The sequence below is a fragment of the Rhodococcus sp. NBC_00294 genome (genome assembly GCF_036163995.1).
Taxonomy (GTDB): domain Bacteria; phylum Actinomycetota; class Actinomycetes; order Mycobacteriales; family Mycobacteriaceae; genus Rhodococcoides.
Map to the genome: position 1 here is coordinate 2,132,343 of NZ_CP108043.1, position 19,132 is coordinate 2,151,474.

At 69.0% G+C, this 19,132-nt stretch carries 18 protein-coding genes and 1 tRNA gene; 13 read left to right on the forward strand and 6 right to left on the reverse strand.

What is annotated here, in order from left to right; all coding sequences use genetic code 11:
* Positions 1 to 69 precede the first annotated feature (69 nt).
* Genes OHB23_RS09940 through OHB23_RS09955 form a run of 4 tightly spaced genes read left to right on the forward strand, consistent with a single transcriptional unit; the run spans position 70 to position 4,084 of the window.
* A complete protein-coding gene (locus tag OHB23_RS09940; RefSeq protein WP_442973037.1) occupies positions 70 to 1,311 on the forward strand; it encodes a PTS transporter subunit EIIC in 1,242 nt (413 codons plus the stop codon).
* Positions 1,308 to 2,489 carry an N-acetylglucosamine-6-phosphate deacetylase gene (locus OHB23_RS09945; protein ID WP_328811493.1) on the forward strand — a complete coding sequence of 394 codons (1,182 nt, stop codon included), beginning with the start codon at positions 1,308 to 1,310 and terminating at the stop codon, positions 2,487 to 2,489. Before OHB23_RS09940 ends, OHB23_RS09945 begins: the two co-directional genes overlap by 4 nt.
* Positions 2,470 to 3,249 (forward strand): glucosamine-6-phosphate deaminase, encoded by a 780-nt coding sequence (gene nagB, locus OHB23_RS09950; protein WP_328811494.1) that lies wholly within the window; start codon positions 2,470 to 2,472, stop codon positions 3,247 to 3,249. Before OHB23_RS09945 ends, nagB begins: the two co-directional genes overlap by 20 nt.
* Positions 3,250 to 3,280: 31 nt before the next feature.
* A complete protein-coding gene (locus tag OHB23_RS09955) occupies positions 3,281 to 4,084 on the forward strand; it encodes an SDR family NAD(P)-dependent oxidoreductase (protein ID WP_307091936.1) in 804 nt (267 codons plus the stop codon).
* 18 nt (positions 4,085 to 4,102) lie between these two features.
* Here the strand turns inward: OHB23_RS09955 and OHB23_RS09960 are convergent, their stop codons facing one another.
* Entirely contained in the window at positions 4,103 to 4,921 is an 819-nt protein-coding gene (locus OHB23_RS09960; RefSeq protein ID WP_027507246.1) for a shikimate 5-dehydrogenase, read from the reverse strand.
* A gap of 46 nt (positions 4,922 to 4,967) precedes the next feature.
* Entirely contained in the window at positions 4,968 to 5,633 is a 666-nt protein-coding gene (locus OHB23_RS09965) for an HNH endonuclease family protein (protein WP_056448586.1), read from the reverse strand.
* Between the two features lie 133 nt (positions 5,634 to 5,766).
* On the opposite strand from OHB23_RS09965, the gene OHB23_RS09970 reads away from it, so the two are divergent.
* The 7 genes from OHB23_RS09970 (at position 5,767) to OHB23_RS10000 (ending at position 14,906) form a co-directional block, all read left to right on the forward strand.
* Complete coding sequence (locus OHB23_RS09970) at positions 5,767 to 8,622, forward strand: DEAD/DEAH box helicase (RefSeq protein WP_328811495.1); 2,856 nt, start codon at positions 5,767 to 5,769, stop codon at positions 8,620 to 8,622.
* Complete coding sequence (locus OHB23_RS09975; protein ID WP_037187418.1) at positions 8,622 to 9,383, forward strand: SWIM zinc finger family protein; 762 nt, start codon at positions 8,622 to 8,624, stop codon at positions 9,381 to 9,383. Before OHB23_RS09970 ends, OHB23_RS09975 begins: the two co-directional genes overlap by 1 nt.
* A gap of 64 nt (positions 9,384 to 9,447) precedes the next feature.
* On the forward strand, positions 9,448 to 10,956 hold the full coding sequence (locus OHB23_RS09980; protein ID WP_328811496.1) for a CoA-acylating methylmalonate-semialdehyde dehydrogenase: 1,509 nt from the start codon (positions 9,448 to 9,450) through the stop codon (positions 10,954 to 10,956).
* 11 nt (positions 10,957 to 10,967) lie between these two features.
* Positions 10,968 to 12,107, forward strand: a complete 1,140-nt coding sequence (locus tag OHB23_RS09985) for an acyl-CoA dehydrogenase family protein (protein WP_027507241.1) — start codon at positions 10,968 to 10,970, stop codon at positions 12,105 to 12,107.
* The gene (locus OHB23_RS09990; RefSeq protein ID WP_328811497.1) at positions 12,104 to 13,213 is read left to right on the forward strand and encodes an enoyl-CoA hydratase/isomerase family protein; all 1,110 of its coding nucleotides are present in this window, start codon (positions 12,104 to 12,106) and stop codon (positions 13,211 to 13,213) included. Before OHB23_RS09985 ends, OHB23_RS09990 begins: the two co-directional genes overlap by 4 nt.
* Positions 13,210 to 14,103: a 3-hydroxyisobutyrate dehydrogenase gene (mmsB, locus tag OHB23_RS09995; protein WP_056448476.1), complete on the forward strand. Its 894-nt coding sequence runs from the start codon at positions 13,210 to 13,212 to the stop codon at positions 14,101 to 14,103. Before OHB23_RS09990 ends, mmsB begins: the two co-directional genes overlap by 4 nt.
* Before the next feature lie 5 nt (positions 14,104 to 14,108).
* The gene (locus OHB23_RS10000) at positions 14,109 to 14,906 is read left to right on the forward strand and encodes an enoyl-CoA hydratase (protein WP_308123909.1); all 798 of its coding nucleotides are present in this window, start codon (positions 14,109 to 14,111) and stop codon (positions 14,904 to 14,906) included.
* 68 nt (positions 14,907 to 14,974) lie between these two features.
* Here OHB23_RS10000 and OHB23_RS10005 read toward each other — a convergent pair whose 3' ends face one another.
* Complete coding sequence (locus OHB23_RS10005; RefSeq protein WP_027507237.1) at positions 14,975 to 15,505, reverse strand: MarR family winged helix-turn-helix transcriptional regulator; 531 nt, start codon at positions 15,503 to 15,505, stop codon at positions 14,975 to 14,977.
* A gap of 221 nt (positions 15,506 to 15,726) precedes the next feature.
* Here OHB23_RS10005 and OHB23_RS10010 point away from each other — a divergent pair, with 221 nt between their 5' ends.
* The gene (locus OHB23_RS10010) at positions 15,727 to 16,542 is read left to right on the forward strand and encodes a hypothetical protein (RefSeq protein WP_027507236.1); all 816 of its coding nucleotides are present in this window, start codon (positions 15,727 to 15,729) and stop codon (positions 16,540 to 16,542) included.
* Between the two features lie 69 nt (positions 16,543 to 16,611).
* Positions 16,612 to 17,259, forward strand: a complete 648-nt coding sequence (locus OHB23_RS10015) for an alpha/beta hydrolase family protein (RefSeq protein WP_328811498.1) — start codon at positions 16,612 to 16,614, stop codon at positions 17,257 to 17,259.
* 27 nt (positions 17,260 to 17,286) lie between these two features.
* On the opposite strand, the gene OHB23_RS10020 is transcribed toward OHB23_RS10015, so the two are convergent.
* The 3 genes from OHB23_RS10020 to OHB23_RS10030 all read right to left on the reverse strand — a co-directional run bounded on the left by OHB23_RS10020 (position 17,287) and on the right by OHB23_RS10030 (position 19,020).
* Positions 17,287 to 17,359: transfer RNA gene (locus OHB23_RS10020), tRNA-Arg, on the reverse strand.
* 60 nt (positions 17,360 to 17,419) lie between these two features.
* Positions 17,420 to 18,121: a DUF305 domain-containing protein gene (locus OHB23_RS10025; protein WP_027507234.1), complete on the reverse strand. Its 702-nt coding sequence runs from the start codon at positions 18,119 to 18,121 to the stop codon at positions 17,420 to 17,422.
* A gap of 2 nt (positions 18,122 to 18,123) precedes the next feature.
* Positions 18,124 to 19,020, reverse strand: a complete 897-nt coding sequence (locus tag OHB23_RS10030) for a DUF3105 domain-containing protein (protein ID WP_328811499.1) — start codon at positions 19,018 to 19,020, stop codon at positions 18,124 to 18,126.
* Positions 19,021 to 19,132 lie beyond the last annotated feature (112 nt).

A 19,132-nucleotide genomic window follows, 5' to 3' on the forward strand; every position in this document is an offset into this window, starting at 1 on the left:
CCACAGACGCCCACCGAGAAGAAGGACTCCCGCGCACTCGCCGGGTTGCAGCGATTCGGGCGCAGTCTCATGCTGCCCATCGCCGTGCTCCCCGCCGCAGGCATCCTGCTCCGCATCGGCCAGCCCGATCTGCTCGGACGCTTCACCCCGCTCGAGACCACCGCATCGGTGATCTCCGCCGCGGGGCAGTCGGTCTTCACGTGGCTTCCCCTCATCTTCGCAGTCGGCATCGCGATCGGCTGGGCGAAGAAGTCGGACGGCTCCACCGCGTTGGCCGCGGTGGTCGGTTACATGGTGGTCGACGGCGTCTTCACGGCCATGTCGCCGGTGGTGCTCGACGGCGAGGTCGACGCGAACGGCGACCCTGCCGTCATCGACTACGGCGTGCTGGCCGGCATCATCATCGGTCTGCTCTCCGCCGTTCTCTGGCAACGCTTCTACCGTCAGAAGCTGCCCGACTACCTGGGCTTCTTCAGCGGCCGACGCCTCGTCCCGATCCTGACGGCGATCACCGGTCTCGTGGTCGGCGTCCTGATGTCCTTCGTGTACCCGCTGTTCTACAGCGCCCTGAACTGGGTGGGCACCACCGTCGCCGATCACTCCGTCGTGGGCAGCGGTATCTACGGTTTCGCCAATCGCATGCTCATCCCGACCGGCCTGCACCACATCCTCAACTCCGTCGTGTGGTTCCTCGTCGGTGACTACACGGACGCGAGCGGCCAGATCGTCCGAGGCGACCTCAACCGCTTCTTCGCCGGGGACCCGAGCGCCGGAGTGTTCATGACCGGCTTCTTCCCGATCATGATGTTCGCGCTGCCCGCCGCTGCCTTCGCGATCTACCGCAACGCGAAGCCGTCGCAGAAGAAGCTCGTCGGCGGCATCATGCTCTCGACCGGTCTCACGGCCTTCGTCACCGGTATCACCGAGCCGCTCGAGTACTCGTTCATGTTCGTCGCCTGGCCGCTCTACATCGTGCACGCGGTGCTGACCGGTACCTCGATGGCGTTGACCAATGCGCTCGGAATTCACGACGGTTTCTTCTTCTCCGCGGGCGGTATCGACTACCTGCTGAACTACGGCATCGCCACCAAGGCATGGCTTCTCATCCCGATCGGCCTGGTCTACGCCGTCATCTACTACGTGCTGTTCAGTTTCGTCATCAAGAAGTGGAATCTGCGCACGCCCGGACGTGAGGACGACGTGACCCTCGACGACGCGGCGTTGACCACCGGCGCACCGGCGGCCACCACCGCATCGACGGACGCCACGACCGCGCCGACGGACAAGCCGGCCGGCGGCGGCTCGGCGTGACCCTCCTCCGCGGGCGCGTCGTCCTGGTGGACGGCGTGCTCGAGGACGGGGTGGTGGAGTTCGAGGACGATCGGATCGTCCGGGTGGGCCCGGCCCGCGGGCGGACGGACATCGCCGTCCCGCCGTCGTCCTCGACGATTCTGCCGGGCATGGTGGACGTGCACTGCCACGGCGGCGGGGGAGCAGGCTTTCCCGATGCCACGGCCGACGCCGTCGAAGCCGCTGTCGAGCATCACGTGCGCAGCGGGACGACGACCATGCTCGCCTCCCTCGTGTCCGCCCCGCGCGAGGTGCTCGTCGACAGGACGACACTGCTGGCGGAGCTGTGGCGCCGCGGCGACATCGCGGGCGTTCATCTCGAGGGGCCGTTCCTCGCCCGTAGCCGTTGCGGTGCACAGGATCCCGCGGCGATCGTCCCGGGCGATCCGCGTCTCCTCGAGGCCGTGGTGGCGGCCGGTGGGGGAGCCGTGCGGTCGATGACGCTGGCACCGGAGACCGCGAACCTGGACGCCCTCGCTCGGGTGATGGCCGAGTACGACATCCGTCCGAGCGTGGGCCACACCGACGCCGATGCGGCCACGGTCACGGCAGCGCTGGCGCGGCTGACCGGGCCGGTGAGCGCCACCCATCTGTTCAACGGGATGCCGCCGCTGCATCATCGGGCGCCCGGACCGGTCGCCGCGTGTCTCGTGGCGGCGGGACGCGGCGAGATGGTGCTCGAACTCATCGGTGACGGAGTGCATCTCGATGCCTGGACGGTCGCCATGGTGGTCGACCTCGTCGGACCCGACGGCATCGTGTTCGTCTCCGACGCCATGGCCGCGGCCGGGATGAGTGACGGCCCTTACCGATTGGGCTCGCTCGACGTGACGGTCGCGGACGGGGTGGCGCGTCTGACACAGGACGGCGATGCGCCGGGAGCCATCGCGGGCGGAACGTCGACAGTGCTCGACATCGTGCGACGGGCGGTGACCGAGTCGGGAGTCGACCTGGTGTCGGCGGTGCGAATGGGGGCGACCACACCGGCTCGGTTCCTCGGCCTGCAGGACAGGGTGGGGCGCCTGGCGGCCGGGATGCGCGCGGACATCGTGATCACCGATGCCGATCTGACCGTGACGAGCGTCGTGAGGCGCGGACGAGTGGAAGTGGGTGTGCCGGATGGAGATCGTCATCCGTGACGACGCAGCGGCGGTGCACCGCACCGTGGCGGACATCGTCGAACGCAGGGTTCGGCAGGGCGCCGCGGTGCTGGGCGTGGCGACGGGGTCCACCCCGTTGGGGACGTACCGGGAGCTCGGTCGGCGGCATCGCGAGGAGGCGTTGTCGTTCGCGTCCTGCCGGGCGTTCCTCCTCGACGAGTACGTGGGTCTGCCGGCCGCCCACCCGCAGTCGTACCGTTCGGTGATCGCCACGGAGTTCGCTGCGGACATCGACATCGACGCGGATGACATCGACGGTCCGAACGGCGAGGCGGCGGACATCGCGGCCGAGTGCGCTCGCTACGACGCCGCGATCGCCGCGTCGGGCGGTGTGGACGTGCAATTGTTGGGCATCGGGTCCGACGGCCACATCGGCTTCAACGAACCTGGGTCGTCGCTCGTCTCCCGCACGCGGGTCAAGACCCTCACGCGCCGCACGCGGGAGGACAACGCACGCTTCTTCCACTCCGCCGACGAGGTACCGCATCACGTGGTGACCCAGGGTCTGGGCACGATTCTCGAGGCCCGCCATCTGGTCCTCGTCGCACTCGGCGAGGGGAAGGCGGAGGCTCTCGCCGCGTCGGTGGAGGGGCCGCTGGCCGCGTCCTGTCCGGCGTCGGTGATCCAGATGCATCCGCACGTGACCGTGGTCGTCGACGAGGGCGCGGCGTCGGTGCTGGGGTCGAGTGACTACTACCGGTACGCGTTGTCGGAGAAACCCACATGGCAGCACTTCTGATCGTCGGACGTCCGGTCCCTACAGTGAGCGGATGACCTTGTCGACACTGCGTACGCGTCTCCGCGGATCCACCGTCCTCGTCACCGGCGCGAGCTCGGGCCTGGGTGCCGATTTCGCACGACGCTTCGCGTCCCTCGGGTGCGACGTCGTTCTCGTCGCGCGGCGACTCGATCGCCTCGAGGAGTTGGCGGCGGAGATCTCCTCCCGGCACGGTGTCACCGCCACCCCGATCGCCGCGGACCTCGCCGTGCCCGGTGCGGGATCGGCGCTGAAGGCGACTCTCGGTCACCGCGGCATCACGGTGCACTCGCTGATCAACAATGCGGGATTCGGGACGCACCAGCCGTTCGTCGAGGAGGATCCGGTGACGCTCGGCAACGAGATCGCCGTGAACATCGCTGCTGTCGTCGATCTCTCGCGTGCGTTCCTGCCGGGCATGATCGAGCACGGCGCGGGTGTGCTGGTCACGCTCGCGAGCACGGCTGCGTACCAACCGCTCCCGGGAATGGCCGTCTACGCGGCGAGCAAGGCGTTCGTGCTCAGCTTCACCGAGGCGCTGGCCGTCGAGACTCGCGGGACCGGTGTCACCGTCATGGCGGTCTCGCCGGGTCCCACCGAGACCGAGTTCTTCGAGGTGCTCGGCAGCAAGGACGCCGCGTTCGGGAAGATGCAGACGTCGGAACAGGTCATGGACACGACGTTCGCGGCGCTCGCGGCCAAGCGGCCCCCGGCCTCGGTGGTGTCCGGAGTGAACAACAAGCTGCAGTCGGCCGGTGTGCGGTTGCTCCCACGGCGCGCCGCCCTCGAGGTCACCGCCAGAATGTTCCGTGAGTAGTCGGCTGGTCGAACGACCTCAGCGCCGACTGAACTCGGAGGCCCGCTGGATCTGCTCGGTGCGCAGGCGCACGCCGGTGTACAGCGCGAATTGCTCCGCGGCCTGCAGTGCCACCACCTGCGCACCGGTGATCACGGGCTTTCCGGCGGCGCGCGCCGCGACGATCAGCGGTGTCTCTGACGGCACCGCGACCACGTCGACGACGGCGCGAGCGGCGGCGATCTGCTCGGTGGCGAACGGCAGCGCGTCGGAGTCCGGACCGCCGGCCATCCCGACGGGTGTCACGTTGACGAGGACGTCGGCCGAGACGTCGTCGGCGGTGGCCGACCAGCCGTAGCCGTACTTCTCGGCGAGAGCCGGTCCGGTTCTCTCGTTGCGCGCCACGACAGTTCCCGTGGTGAAGCCCGTGTCCCGCAGCGCGGCGACGACGGCCTTGGCCATGCCGCCACTGCCCGTGACCGCGACCGACCACGACGGGTCGAGACCGGCCTCCCGGACGAGGTCCGCGACGGCCTGGTAGTCCGTGTTGTAGGCGTGCAGCACGCCGTCCTCGTTGACGATGGTGTTCACCGAGTCGATCGCGGACGCCGAGTCGTGCATGACGTCGACGTGCTCGATGCAGGCCTCCTTGAACGGCATGGACACTCCGCAGCCGCGGATTCCGAGCGCACGGATTCCGGCGACGGCCGCGGGGAGGTCGGTGGTGGTGAACGCCTTGTAGACGAAGTTCAGATCCAGCTCGTCGTAGAGGTAGTTGTGGAACCGAGTCCCGATGTTGCTGGGCCGCCCGGACAACGACATGCAGAGCTGGGTGTCTTTGGTGAACACACGCGACATGACGGGCAGCGTAACGGTTCCGGCGACGGCTCGGGTTCGGACGGAGTCAGGGGCAGGAGTTCGACACCGTGGTCAGCACGTCCCGGTCTGCCACCGTGACGGGAAGCCCGTACCGGACGGCCACCGTGAGGAACCGCCCCGCGTAGTAGCAGTGGTACGCGCCGTTGGGAGGCATCCAGTCCGAGGGGGTCTTGTCGCTCTTCGACTGGTTCTCCGCACCCGAGACGGCCATGAGGTTGTACGTGATGTCGTTGGCGAAACGGATGCGCTGATCGAGCGGCCACTGCCATGCGCCCATGTCCCACGCCGCCGCCAGCGGGTAGGTGTGGTCGATCTGCACGTCGCCTGCGCTCTGCTTGCTGAACGGCAGCACCGATCCCGTGAACGGATCGTTCAACGATCCCGCCACGACGACGCAGTCGTTGGTTCCCGGCCGGAATTGCACGTCGGTGAGCGCGAGCTGCAGCACGTTGTCGCGGGTGCCGCAGCCGTCGTGTCCACCCGGGCCGTCGTAGTCGTCGGTCCAGGCGGGACCGAACACGCATCCGTCCCCGGCCTTGCAACTGCGCTCGTACCCCGGCACGTCGGGCCGGGAGTCCACGACGGCGACCTGCGCGAGCAGTGACTCGATCGTCGTCGCGGGGGGACTGCCCGGTGCGGGAGTGGGCGCGCCCAGCAGCGTCGAGCAGCCGGTGAGGACGGCCAGGACCATCGCGGCGACGAGCGCGGACGCGAGACGCCGCGTCGGCCGGGTCGAGGAGAAGGTCACGAGGAGCGAGTATGCCGGGTGGGTCCGACAGGACGCGGGACGTTCTGCACAGGCCTCGCAGTGATTGGATGGCACCATGCTCCACGGCCTCTGGACCCCCGGTCGAGGCCTGATGTTGTGGGAGGACGACGACGCCCCGAGCGGCGACCGTCACTCGGCCGACACGCCGGAGCTCCCGCCTCACCTGGCCAAGGTGATGTCCCGACGGATGCGGCACCGTGCCGACGTCACCCTGCCGACGCCGCGCGGACACGTGGCGGTGTCGATGCCGTCGATCGCGCTGGCGCCGGCGGACGCAGCGGAACTGCTGTTGCGCGTTCCGCCCCGCCATCCCGCGATCTCCGGGGATCTGCGCTATCTCGCCCTCGTGGTGGCCGGGGTGGAGCGGTGGGTCCGTGCCGCGCGAGTGGTCCCGGTGCAGGTGCGGTTCGAGTCGCAGTGGTGGCTGCGGTGGCGACTGGTCGGAGGGGAGCCACAGCGCGCGTGGCGCGCGGAACTGGCGGCCGCGATGCCGCCGGTGCAGAGTGCGGAGGGCGGTGCGCGCGCCGTCCTCGACGACCTGCTCGCCGAGGTGACGGATCCGATCGTGCGCCGCGTCATCGGACGCCCCGGAGTCGAGCATCCGCTCTTGTGGTCCCTCGTCGAGGAGGAGCCGTACGAGGAGGGATCGGCTCGCTCCGAGGCGGCACTGGAGCAGTGGCGGGCGAGCCTGCGCGGCGACGAGCCCGAGCTGGTCCTGCGGCTCACCGAACCGGACGACGACGAGGAGACCGGGGAGCCGTTGTGGCCGCTCGAGGTGTTGCTGCGTCCGGACGGTGAGGCGCCGACGCCGGTGGTGGTGCACCGCGGCGGCGCGCCCGGTGCACACGGTGGCGGAGCGCCGGGTGTGCGCGACGCGGAACTGTTCCGGGTCGCGGTGGCGAAGCTCGGCGAGGCGATGGCCGCGTACGAGCCGCTGCGCTCGATGGCGACGGACACCGGCTCGCTCGACATGCTGCTGCCCACGGCGGCGGTGACCGACTTCGTGCTGCACGGGGTCGAGAAGCTGCGTGCCGTGTCGGTCGGGGTGCTGCTTCCGCGGGCGTGGAGTCGCCTCGACGCGTCGTTGCGGCTGAAGGTCGACTCGCCGCCGTCGCCCACCGCGGAGAACCGGGCGGTGGGGTTGGACGAGATCGTCTCGTACGACTGGCAACTGGCGATCGGCGACATGGAACTGACGCCGGAGGAGATGGCCCGGCTCGCGTCGACGAAGGGCGACCTGGTGCGACTGCGCGGCACCTGGGTGCAGGCCGACGGAACCGCCCTGAGCCGCGCGATCGAGTACGTGAAGAAGCAGAACCGGGACCGCGCCCTGCCGCTCGCCGACGTGCTGGGGCAGTTGTCCGCCGAGAAGCCGCCGCCGGTTCCCGTCGAGCGGATCGAGGCCACCGGCTGGGCGCAGAAGTTGCTCGACCCGGACCGCCGGCCGGAACCGGTGGAGGTGCCCGACTCGGTGCACGCGACGCTGCGGCCGTATCAGCAGCGCGGTGTGGAGTGGCTCGCCTTCATGAGTTCGGCCGGCCTCGGGGCGGTACTGGCCGACGACATGGGGTTGGGAAAGACGCTGCAGCTGCTGGTTCTCCTGGCGCACGAGCGATCGGTGACACCGACGTTGCTCGTCGCGCCCATGTCGGTGGTGGGCAACTGGCAGCGCGAGGCGGCGAAGTTCGTGCCGACCCTGCGCGTGCTGGTGCACCACGGGCCGGATCGCGCGACGGGGGACGACCTGACGGCTGCGGTGCGCTCGCACGATCTGGTGGTCACGACGTACGCATTGTCGGCCCGCGACGTGGGCGAACTGTCGGCGCAGACCTGGCGACGGGTGGTGCTCGACGAGGCCCAGCACGTCAAGAACAGCAGCACGGCGCAGGCCCGCGCGGCGCGGGCGATTCCCGCGGCGCACCGGATCGCGCTGACGGGCACGCCCGTGGAGAACCGGTTGGACGAGCTCCGGTCGATCTTCGACTTCTGCAACCCCGGCATCCTGGGCACCCCGGCCACGTTCCGGGCACGCTTCGCGATCCCGATCGAACGCGAGAAGGAGGAGACCGCCGTGGCCCGGTTGCGCTCCCTCACGTCACCGTTCGTTCTGCGGCGGGTGAAGACCGACAAGACGGTCATCGCGGATCTGCCCGACAAGTTCGAGATGACCGTGCGCTCGAACCTCACCGCCGAGCAGGCGAGCCTGTACCAGGCCGTCGTCGACGAGATGATGCGACAGATCGCCGAGAGCGAGGGCATGGCGCGCAAGGGTGCGGTGCTCGGCGCGCTGACCCGGCTCAAGCAGGTGTGCAACCACCCGGCGCACTTCCTCGACGACGGGTCGACGGTGTTACGTCGTGGCAAGCACCGCTCCGGCAAACTCGCACTCGTGGACGACATCCTCGACTCGGTCCTCGGCGACGGCGAGAAGGCGTTGTTGTTCACCCAGTTCACGGCGTTCGGATCGATGGTGGCGCCGTACCTCGAACGCCGGTTCGGCGTTCCCGTCCCGTTCCTGCACGGTGGTGTGAGCAAGGGCCGACGGGACGCGATGGTCGAGGAGTTCCAGTCCGCCGGCGGTCCTCCGATCATGGTGCTCTCGCTCAAGGCGGGTGGCACCGGCCTCAACCTGACGGCCGCCAATCACGTGGTGCACCTGGACCGGTGGTGGAATCCGGCGGTGGAGAACCAGGCGACGGATCGCGCGTTCCGCATCGGCCAGCGCAAGGACGTCCAGGTGCGCAAGTTGTTGTGCGTCGGCACCGTGGAGGAGCGCATCGACACCATGCTCACCACGAAGAAGGATCTGGCCGATCTCGCGGTGGGCTCCGGCGAGAGTTGGATCACCGAGTTGTCGACGGGGGAGTTGCGCGATCTGCTCGCGCTCTCCGAGGACGCGGTGGGCGACTGATGGCGCAGTTCGACCAGTTCGGCCCCCGGCGGCGGATCCCGGACGGCATCGCGGCGAAGACCTCTCGGGGCGCCTTCGGTCGCACGTGGTGGGGCAAGCAGTTCGTGGAGACCATCGAGTCGATCGCCGACGCCGGGCGGCTCTCGCGCGGACGGACGTACGCCCGCGGCGGGCAGGTGATCTCCCTCGAACTCCGGCCGGGGCGGATCGACGGCGACGTCCAGGGCAGTCAGGTGGAGCCGTTCTCGGCGTCCGTGAGCATCGCTGTCCTGGATCCGTTCGACATGGACGCGCTGATGTCCGACGTGCAGGAGTCGCCCGGCATGCTGACCGAGCTCGCCTCCGGCTCGGTTCCGCGGGCGCTGGGGCCGCGGCTGCTGCTGTCGAGTGCGTCGCAGCTCGATTTCGACTGCACCTGCCCCGACAGCGGGTGGCCCTGCAAGCACGCCGCGGCGCTGACGTATCTCGCCGCGGAGCGGATCGACGAGGACCCGACCCGCCTGCTGGCGCTGCGCGGAGTCGACCTCGATGCCCTGGTCGGGTTCGTCGAGGACGCGGAGGCGACGGTCGATCCGGACGATCACTTCGGTGACGCGACGACGCTGCCCGCGCTGCCGGACCCGCTGTTCTCGCCGGCGTCGGACGATCTCGAGGCGTCGTTGCTGCGCATCGCGTTGCGGACTGCGGACGTCGACGAGCGCGGGGTGCGGTCCGCGATGGCGGAGCTCGATGCGCTCTATCGGCGGATGGGCGGGGCGTGATCCTGGACATACGTGGACGTCCGACTATAGGATCACCTCACTCAACGACGACGAAGGTGGATCCGTGACCCGAGAACTGACGCACTACATCGGTGGACAGCACGTGGCGGGGGAGTCGGGCCGTTTCGCCGACGTCTTCGACCCGAACACCGGCGAGGTGCAGGCCCGCGTTCCGCTCGCCAGTACGGCGGAGGTCGAGGCGGCCGTGGCGAACGCCGAGGAGGCGCAGGTCGAGTGGGCGCTGCAGAACCCGCAGAAGCGTGCCCGCGTCCTGATGCGCTTCCTGGCCCTGATCAACGAGAACATGGAGCCGCTCGCCCAGTTGCTCTCGTCCGAGCACGGCAAGACCGTGGCCGATGCCAAGGGCGACATCCAGCGCGGACTCGAGGTCGTCGAGTTCGCCACCGGCATCCCGCATCTGCTCAAGGGTGAGTTCACGGCGAGTGCCGGAACGGGTATCGACGTGTACTCGATGCGTCAGCCTCTCGGTGTCGTCTCCGGTATCACCCCGTTCAACTTCCCCGCGATGATCCCGCTGTGGAAGGCCGCGCCCGCCATCGCCTGCGGCAACGCGTTCATCCTCAAGCCGTCCGAGCGGGACCCCTCCGTGCCGCTGCGGTTGGCCGAACTCTTCCTCGAGGCCGGTGGCCCTCCCGGAATCTTCAACGTCGTCAACGGCGACAAGGAAGCAGTCGACGCGATCCTGACCGACCCCCGCGTCAGCGCGGTGGGCTTCGTCGGCTCCACGCCCATCGCCCAGTACATCTACGAGACGGCGGCGGCGCACGGCAAGCGCGCCCAGTGCTTCGGCGGTGCGAAGAACCATGCCATCGTCATGCCCGACGCCGACCTCGACGAGGTGGCCGATGCGCTGATCGGTGCCGGCTACGGCAGTGCGGGTGAGCGCTGCATGGCCATCTCCGTGGCCGTGCCCGTCGGCGAGGAGACCGCGGAGGCCCTGCGCGCCAAGCTGGTCGAGCGCGTCGAGAAGCTCAGCGTCGGACGCAGCGACGATGCGGGCAGCGACTTCGGACCGCTCATCACGGCCGAGGCCGTCCAGCGCGTCACGGACTACGTGCAGATCGGTGTCGACGAGGGTGCGGACCTGGTGGTCGACGGCCGAGGCTTCTCCCTTGCCGGCCACGAGAACGGGTTCTTCACCGGCGCAACGCTGTTCGACAAGGTGACGACGAACATGCGCATCTACAAGGAGGAGATCTTCGGACCGGTGCTGCAGATCGTGCGTGCGGCCGACTACGAGGAGGCCCTGCGCCTGCCGTCGGCTCACGAGTACGGCAACGGTGTCGCGATCTTCACGCGCGACGGTGACACGGCGCGCGACTTCACCGCGCGGGTGAACGTCGGCATGGTCGGCGTCAACGTTCCCATTCCGGTGCCGATCGCGTACCACACCTTCGGTGGCTGGAAGCGGTCCGGATTCGGCGACCTCAATCAGCACGGACCGGATTCGGTGCGGTTCTACACCAAGACCAAGACGGTCACCCAGCGGTGGCCCAGCGGCCGCAAGGAAGCTGTGGCGCAGAACCACTTCGTCATCCCGACGATGGACTGACGGTGGCGGACATCTTCGCGCTCGACGAGGACGAGCGCGCGATCAGCGAGACGGCAGCGGATTTCGCCGCGGAGTTCCTCGCTCCGAACGCCGTGGAGTGGGACCGGACCAAGCACTTCCCGGTCGACGTCCTGCGCAAGGCCGCCGCACTCGGTATGGGCGGGATCTACATCGCCGAGGACGTCGGCGGCTCCGGTCTGCGCCGCGTCGACGCCGTGCGGATCTTCGAGAAGCTCGCCGCAGGTGATCCGTCGATCGCCGCGTACCTGTCGATCCACAACATGGTGGCGTGGATGATCGACACCTACGGCTCCGACGATCAACGGCGACAGTGGCTTCCGGCTCTGTGCTCGATGGAGACCCTGGGCAGCTACTGCCTCACCGAACCGGGCGCCGGATCCGACGCGGCCGCGCTGTCGACCAAGGCGGTACGCGACGGGGACACCTACGTCCTGAACGGCGTGAAGCAGTTCATCTCGGGTGCCGGCGAGTCCGCCGTCTACGTCGTCATGGCACGCACCGGCGGGCCCGGCCCGTCCGGCATCTCCGCGTTCGTCGTCGAGAAGGACACGCCGGGACTGTCGTTCGGCGCCAACGAGGCCAAGATGGGCTGGAACGCGCAGCCCACCCGCCAGGTGATCCTGGAGGACGTCACGGTGCCGGCCGAGAATCTGCTCGGCGGCGAGGGCAACGGGTTCCGCATCGCGATGAACGGCCTCAACGGCGGTCGCATCAACATCGCGGCCTGCTCGCTGGGCGGCGCGACGGCGGCGTTCGACGCCGCGGTGTCCTACCTCGCCGACCGTCGTGCATTCGGATCACGGCTGCTCGACGCGCAGGCACTGCAGTTCCGCCTGGCCGACATGCGGACAGATCTCGAGGCGGCCCGGGTCCTGCTCCTGCGGGCCGCGAGTGCTCTCGACGCCGATGCTCCCGACAAGGTGCAGCTGTGTGCGATGGCGAAGAAGTTCACCACCGACGTGGGGTTCACCGTGGCCAACGACGCGCTCCAGTTGCTCGGTGGCTACGGCTATCTCAGTGAGTACGGTCTGGAGAAGATCGTCCGCGATCTCCGAGTGCACCAGATCCTGGAAGGAACGAACGAGGTCATGCGAATCGTCATCGCCCGATCGGTGGTGGGTGCCGCGTGAGCGACACCGCCGCGGAGAACTCCGACGTCCTGCTGACGGTCGACCGCGGGGTCGCCACAGTCACCCTGAACCGGCCGCGCGCGATCAACGCGCTCAGCCACGCGATGGTGCGCGACATCGACGCGGCTCTCGTGCGGTGGGAGGACGACCCGTCGGTGCGCGCCGTGCTGATCACCGGCAACGGTGAGCGCGGACTGTGCGCCGGTGGCGACATCGTCGCGATCCACGACGACGCGAAGGCGAAGGCAGGCGAGAACTGGCCGACGGGGTCCGCCACCGCGCAGTTCTGGCGGGACGAGTACGTCATGAATTCGCGGATCAACCGGTACGGCAAGCCGATCGTCGCTCTGATGGACGGTGCGGTGATGGGCGGCGGAGTGGGTATCTCCGCTCACGCGACGGTCCGTATCGTGACGGAGAAGTCGAAGGTCGCGATGCCCGAGGTCGGCATCGGCTTCGTTCCGGACGTCGGCGGGACGTATCTCCTCGCCCGGACGCCCGGCGAGATCGGCACCCACCTCGCGTTGACCACCGCGCGCATGACGGCGGGCGACGCCGTCGCTGCCGGATTCGCCGACCACTTCGTGCCCACCGAGGATCTGCCGGCGTTCGTCGAGGCCCTGCACACGGGCACCGTCGACACCGCCCTGTCGCTCGTCTCGCCCGTTCCCGAGTCGGCTCTGGCGGCGCAGCGTGAGTGGATCGACGCGGCCTACACGGGCGACGACGCGGCGAGCATCGTCGCGCGGTTACGTGCCGACGGCCGCGACGAGGCCGTCGCTGCGGCCGACGCGATCGAGGCGAAATCCCCCACGTCGGTGGCGGTCACGCTCCGCTCACTGCGCCGCGCGGCCGCGGCGTCGTCGCTGGACGAGGTCCTCGACGACGAGTACCGCGTGTCCATCGCCTGCCTGGACAGCCCCGACCTCGTCGAGGGCATCCGCGCGCAGGTGGTGGACAAGGATCGACGACCGCGCTGGACGCCTGCCCATCTCGACGACGTCACCACCTCCGACGTCGATCGTTTCTTCGCACCGCTCGGCGACGCCGAGTTGGGTCTGACGTCCGCTGCGGCGGACTCCGTCTCGAAAGGACCACAATCGTGAGCACCGTGATCGCCTTCCTGGGGCTGGGGCACATGGGCGGGCCGATGGCGGCCAACCTCGCCGCGGCCGGCCACGACGTCCGAGGCTTCGACCTCGTTCCCGCCTCGCTCGACCAGGCGCGGGAGAAGGGCATCACGGTCGCCGAGTCGGCCGCCGACGCCGTGGCGGGTGCCTCGGTGGTGGTGACGATGCTGCCCAGTGGCAAGCACGTCCTCGACTGCTATGCCGACGTCGTCCCCGCTGCCGGCGCCGGCACGCTGTTCATCGACTCCTCGACCATCGACGTGGCCGATGCCCGAACGGCGGCCGACGTCGCGCGGGCCGCGGGCCACCGCGCCGTCGACGCTCCCGTCTCGGGCGGCGTCGGTGGAGCCACCGCGGGCACGCTGACGTTCATGGTCGGGGGCGACGACGCTGCCGTCGCCGAGGCGAATCCGCTGCTCGAGATCATGGGTCGCAAGATCGTGCACTGCGGACAGAGCGGCAACGGCCAGGCGGCCAAGCTGTGCAACAACATGATTCTCGGGGTCTCCATGATCGCCGTCAGCGAGGCCTTCGTGCTCGGGGAGAAGCTGGGGCTGACCAATCAGGCACTGTTCGACGTCGCCAGCACGGCATCGGGACAGTGCTGGGCGTTGACCACCAACTGTCCCGTTCCGGGGCCGGTGCCGACGAGTCCCGCGAACAACGACTACACGCCGGGATTCGCCGCCGCGTTGATGCGCAAGGATCTGGGTCTCGTGTCGGAGGCCGTGCGCGCCAACGGTGTCGAGGCGCAGCTGGGCATGCTGGCCTCGGCGATGTACGAGGCGTACGCCGCCGAGCACGGGGACAGGGACTTCTCCGGCATCGTGCAGGACATCCGTGAGCGTTCGGGCGGTACCGCGTGAGCGACATCGGGACTCCGACAGTGGAGACGCAGCAGTTCGAGACGATCACGGTCGAGACCAGGGGCCGCGTCGGCGTCATCACGCTGAACCGGCCGAAGGCGCTGAACGCGTTGAACTCTCAGCTGATGACCGAGGTGGTCGAGGCTGCCGTGGCGTTCGATCGTGATTCGGCGATCGGGGCGATCGTGGTGACCGGTTCCGAGAAGGCGTTCGCGGCCGGTGCCGACATCAAGGAGATGCAGTCCAAGACCTACATGGAGGTCTACACGCAGGACTTCTTCTCCGAGTGGGACGCGTTCGCCTCAGTGCGCACACCGACCATCGCCGCCGTGGCGGGTTACGCCCTCGGTGGGGGTTGCGAGCTGGCCATGATGTGCGACATCCTGATCGCAGCGGACACGGCTCAGTTCGGCCAACCGGAGATCGCTCTGGGGGTGATCCCCGGAATCGGTGGCTCCCAACGGTTGACGCGTGCCGTCGGCAAGGCCAAAGCGATGGAGATGTGTCTGACCGGTCGCAAGATGGGCGCCGAGGAGGCGGAGCGAGCAGGGCTCGTGTCGCGGATCGTGCCGGCGGCCGATCTGCTCGCCGATGCGCTGGAGACGGCCGAGACGATCGCCGCGAAGTCGCTTCCCATCGCCGTCATGGCGAAGGAAGCCGTGAATCGGGCGTTCGAATCGACTCTGGCGGAGGGTGTTCGGTTCGAACGTCGCCTGTTCCACTCGACGTTCGCCACCGACGATCAGACCGAGGGCATGACCGCCTTCACCGAGAAGCGTCAGCCGGTGTTCCGCCACCGCTGATCCGGCCGTACCGAGATCCGGTGCGACTCTCCTCGCCGAGCGATGGGAGTGGCACCGGATCTCTGCTGTCACCAGCCGGACGTGTCCTCGTCGTCGAAGTCCCCGGCGCGCCGCCGGACCCCTGCGAGGATGGACACCAGTCTGTCCAGATCCGCACCCGCGACTCCGGGGAGCCCGAACACGCGGTCGTTGAGATCTTCCGTCGCCTTGACCGCCAATTGCCGTCCCGCCTCGGTGATCTCGACGAGTGTGGTGCGGCGATCCGTGGGGTGCGGCACCCGCGTGACCAGGTCCGCCTTCTCCAACCTGTCGACGGCGTTGGTCACCGAGGTGGGATGGACCTGCAGGCGCGCGCTGGCTTTCGCCATCGGCAGGGCGCCGGTCTTCGTGAAGGTGAGCAGGGTCAGCAACTCGTAGCGAGCGAAGGTCAGCCCCGTGGGTTTGAGGACCTCTTCGACGCGCGCCATCATGATCTGCTGGACGCGCATGATGGACGTGACCGCGGCCATGCCGTCGGCGGCGTCCGACCATCCGTGGCGGATCCACTGACGGTGAGCTTCCGCGATGGGGTCCAGCGGAAGCTTCGGCGCTGACGACATGGGTCGATCTTCCCACGTTCGCACGGTGGATCGACTCGGCGCGCGACCGAGTCGATCGCCACATCCGTCACATCTGCATCATGCGACACTTTGGTATCAATGCAGTCTCGACGACCGTGACCTGACGAAACCCGTGATCGAATCGGACCACACGGTTCCCACGGGACCGCACGCGCATCTCGATCCCGAGATCGTCGACCCCGAGCCATTCAGGAGCATGCATGCGTACATTCCGTCGGCCTCGTCGAACGGTGGCCGCCCTGGCCATCGCCTGCGCCGGAGCGCTCGCGCTGCCGGCCGTCGCCTCTGCCGATCCGGCACCCGCTCCGGACCCGTTCCAGCAGGCGCTGGCCACTCTCGAGGGATCCGCTGCGCCGGGGGACGTCGCCCTCGAGGCGGCGCGCGCCGTGCTGGGTGCCGCACCGTCGGTCGATGTCGCGGAGCCCGCCGGTACGAACCCGCTGGCGCTGCTGGACGCTGCGAACGGACTGCTCGGCGGCTTCGGTCTCACGCCGTTCTTCTACCCGACGGCCGCGATCAACTGCTCCGCGCTCCCGGGTGCGCCGCTCGGCATCGTGCCCGCGGTCGCCGGTTCGGCTCCCGGCCCGTACACGCCGAAGGTGCCGGGTGTCACCATTCCGACACTGCCCGGGATCGACACCACGATCGCCGATCCGGGCGAGACGCTGTACGCCTTCGTTCCGGCGCCTGGCGGCATCGTGAACGACGGTGCGAACAAGTCCGGCATGCAGGTGGCGTGGTTCAACGTCAACACGCTGAAGGGTGGCTTCGCCGACATGGGTGGACTCACCGACGTCGTCCTCGCGGAGATCATCGAGCCACTGGGTGAGCCGTTCCGTTCCATCGGACGCGACCTGCTGACGAACAACCTCTCGAAGTTCCCCAACGCCGGTGTCCGCCTGGCACCCGTCGCCACGGGCTCGGGCACCGTGCTGTCGGCGATCTTCGGCCAGGTCTCGCACGACGGCAAGACCTGCGCGTTCTTCCCGACGGTGGGGCTCACTCAGGTTCCCTGACACCGGACGCACGAGAAGAACGGGCATCGACCACTGTGGTCGGTGCCCGTTCTGCGTTACGGTCGCGGCATGACGGAGGGAACGGTGCGGGAGTGGCGAGCCGACGGGATCCACGGCGTCGTCCACGAACCTACCGGCGCACCCGTCGCGACGGCCGTGCTCGCCCACGGTGCGGGAAGCAACTGCGACGCAGCGATTCTGGTGGCCGTCGCCACCGAGCTCGCGGACCGTGGGGTACTGACGGCGCGGATCGATCTCCCGTTTCGTCAGGCTCGGCCCAAGGGCCCTCCGAACCGAGCGGGCGCCGCCGCGGATCGTGCCGGTATCGCCGCCGCGGTGCGGGCGCTGGATGCGCGGGGACCGGTGATCGTCGGGGGTCACTCGTACGGCGGCCGTCAGGCCTCGATGCTCCTCGCCGAGGACCCCGACATCGCGGACGCTCTTCTCGCACTGTCCTATCCGCTGCACCCGCCGACGAAGCCGGACACCCTGCGGACCGAGCACTTCCCGGGCATCGCCGCGCCGACCGTGATCGTGCACGGCTCGCGGGACCCGTTCGCCACCGGCGACGAACTGCGCGAGCACACGGCGCGGATCGGGGGAGCGGTGACCATCGTGACGATCGAGGCAGCGGGACACGACCTGGCGCCTGCGAGGAAACCGACGGCCCGGCTGACGGCCGACGCCGTGATGACGGCGCTCCTGGCGAACGACTGACGGTGCTCGCACCGGGCGAGTGATGGGTGCCCCCGGCAGGATTCGAACCTGCGGCCTTCCGCTCCGGAGGCGGACGCTCTATCCCCTGAGCTACGGGGGCGCACCGGAGCGAACTCCGATGTGCCGTTTCGGGCGGTGCCAACAGTAGCGCATCACGCGATCAGAGCGGAGCAGCACCCTTCTCGGTGAGCATCTGCGTCATCAGCTGAGCCTCCGAGGTCTGGGTGTTCACCATCGTCTGCGCGAGATTGCGCACCGCGGGCGTCTCCGCATGCACCGCGCCGTACTCCATCATCGGCAGACCACCCTCGTGGTGGCGCAGCATCAACTGGAGGAACAGCACGTCCAGTGCCGGACCGGTGGCGGCGCGCAGCGCCGTCATGTCCTGCGTGCTCGCCATACCCGGCATGGTCTGCACGGGACCGGTGGACGAGCCGGACCCGGACATGGACGACATCGACGAGCCGGACATGGAGTGTCCGCCGTCCTCCGTCATCCAGCCCATGTAGCCGCCCGTCGGCAACGGAGCGGCGTCCCAGAGCGCCAGCCAGCCCTGCATCTGCCCGGCCTGGTTCTGCTGGGTCGTGAGGATGTCGTACGCGAGGTTCTTGACCAGCGGATCGGAGGCGCCACTGAGCGCGATGGTCGCCATCTCGATCGCCTGGTTGTGGTGCACGGTCATGTCCTGCGAGAACCCGACGTCGACCGAATCGGCGCCCGGTGTGGGTGCCGGATCGTCCCGCAACGGGGTCTGCGCGAGGAAGCCGACGGCGAACCCGATGACGAGCAGGGCCACCGCGCCCAGGACCAGCAGCGCCGACCGCTGGCTCCGCTGCGCCGTGGGCCGCTCCTCCGTCGTCACGCTCACGGTGTGGGCACTGCCGCGCCGTCGGTGGGCAGGCCGTCGGTGGGCAGGCCGTCGGTGGGCAGGCCCAGCCCGCCCGGGAGCTCACCCGCACCCGTCTCGGAGGCGTCGGGGGTCAGGCCCTCGCCGCTCATCGGCACCGCGTCGGGGCCCGGTGCACTGCCGTCGAACGGCGGCGGGTTGTCCTGGTCGAAGGTCTCCGGCGTCGTGGAGCAGCTCGCGCCGACCTCGGGGTAGGCGTAGCGGTTCAGGCGCAGTGCGGCGATGAAGTGGTCGATCCGGGGGTCGTCGACACTGTCCAGCTTGAGCTGGTGGCCCCACGACTGCAGGGAGATCGGGGAGTCGAGTCCGGGGTAGGCGGACATGAGCATGTACTGCTGGTTCTCGACCTTGGCGGCCAGCGTCGAGATCTGGTCCTCGCTCAGGTCGTCCGGGTTGTAGGCGATCCAGACGGCGCCGTGCTCGAGCGAGTGCACGGCGTTCTCGGTGCGCAGGCCGTCCGGGTAGACCGTGCCCATGCAGTTGGCCCACACCTGGTCGTGCGGGCCACCGAACGGCGGCGACTGGTCGTAGGCGACACGCTGCGAGCCGGTGACGTGCAGCGCAGCGGGATAGTCCTGCGTGACCACGCCGTCGATGCCGGTCGACGGGTCCTGGTTCTCCTCGGTGGGAGCGAAGCGCTGCGCCTCGGCGCGGTCCTGGTACTTGGGCACCAGATTCCAGGCCAGGGCGCCGATCAGCGCGATGACCACGACGGATGCCGCCACCGTCAGCCACGGGATCTGGCGCCGCTTGCCCGATCCCACGCTGGAGGGGACACCACCCTTGTTCCGGGTGCCGGTCTTGCTGGCAGCCTTGATGGCCTTGGCTGACTTCTTGTCGGAACCGCTTGGCATGGTCGGAGCGCTCTTTCGATCGAGGAGATGAGTGGCCGCGTACTCGAGGCAGCCCCACTGTACGGAGGGAGTCTGAGCCCTCGCTGAAGCGCTCCCGTCGGACCCACCGGTG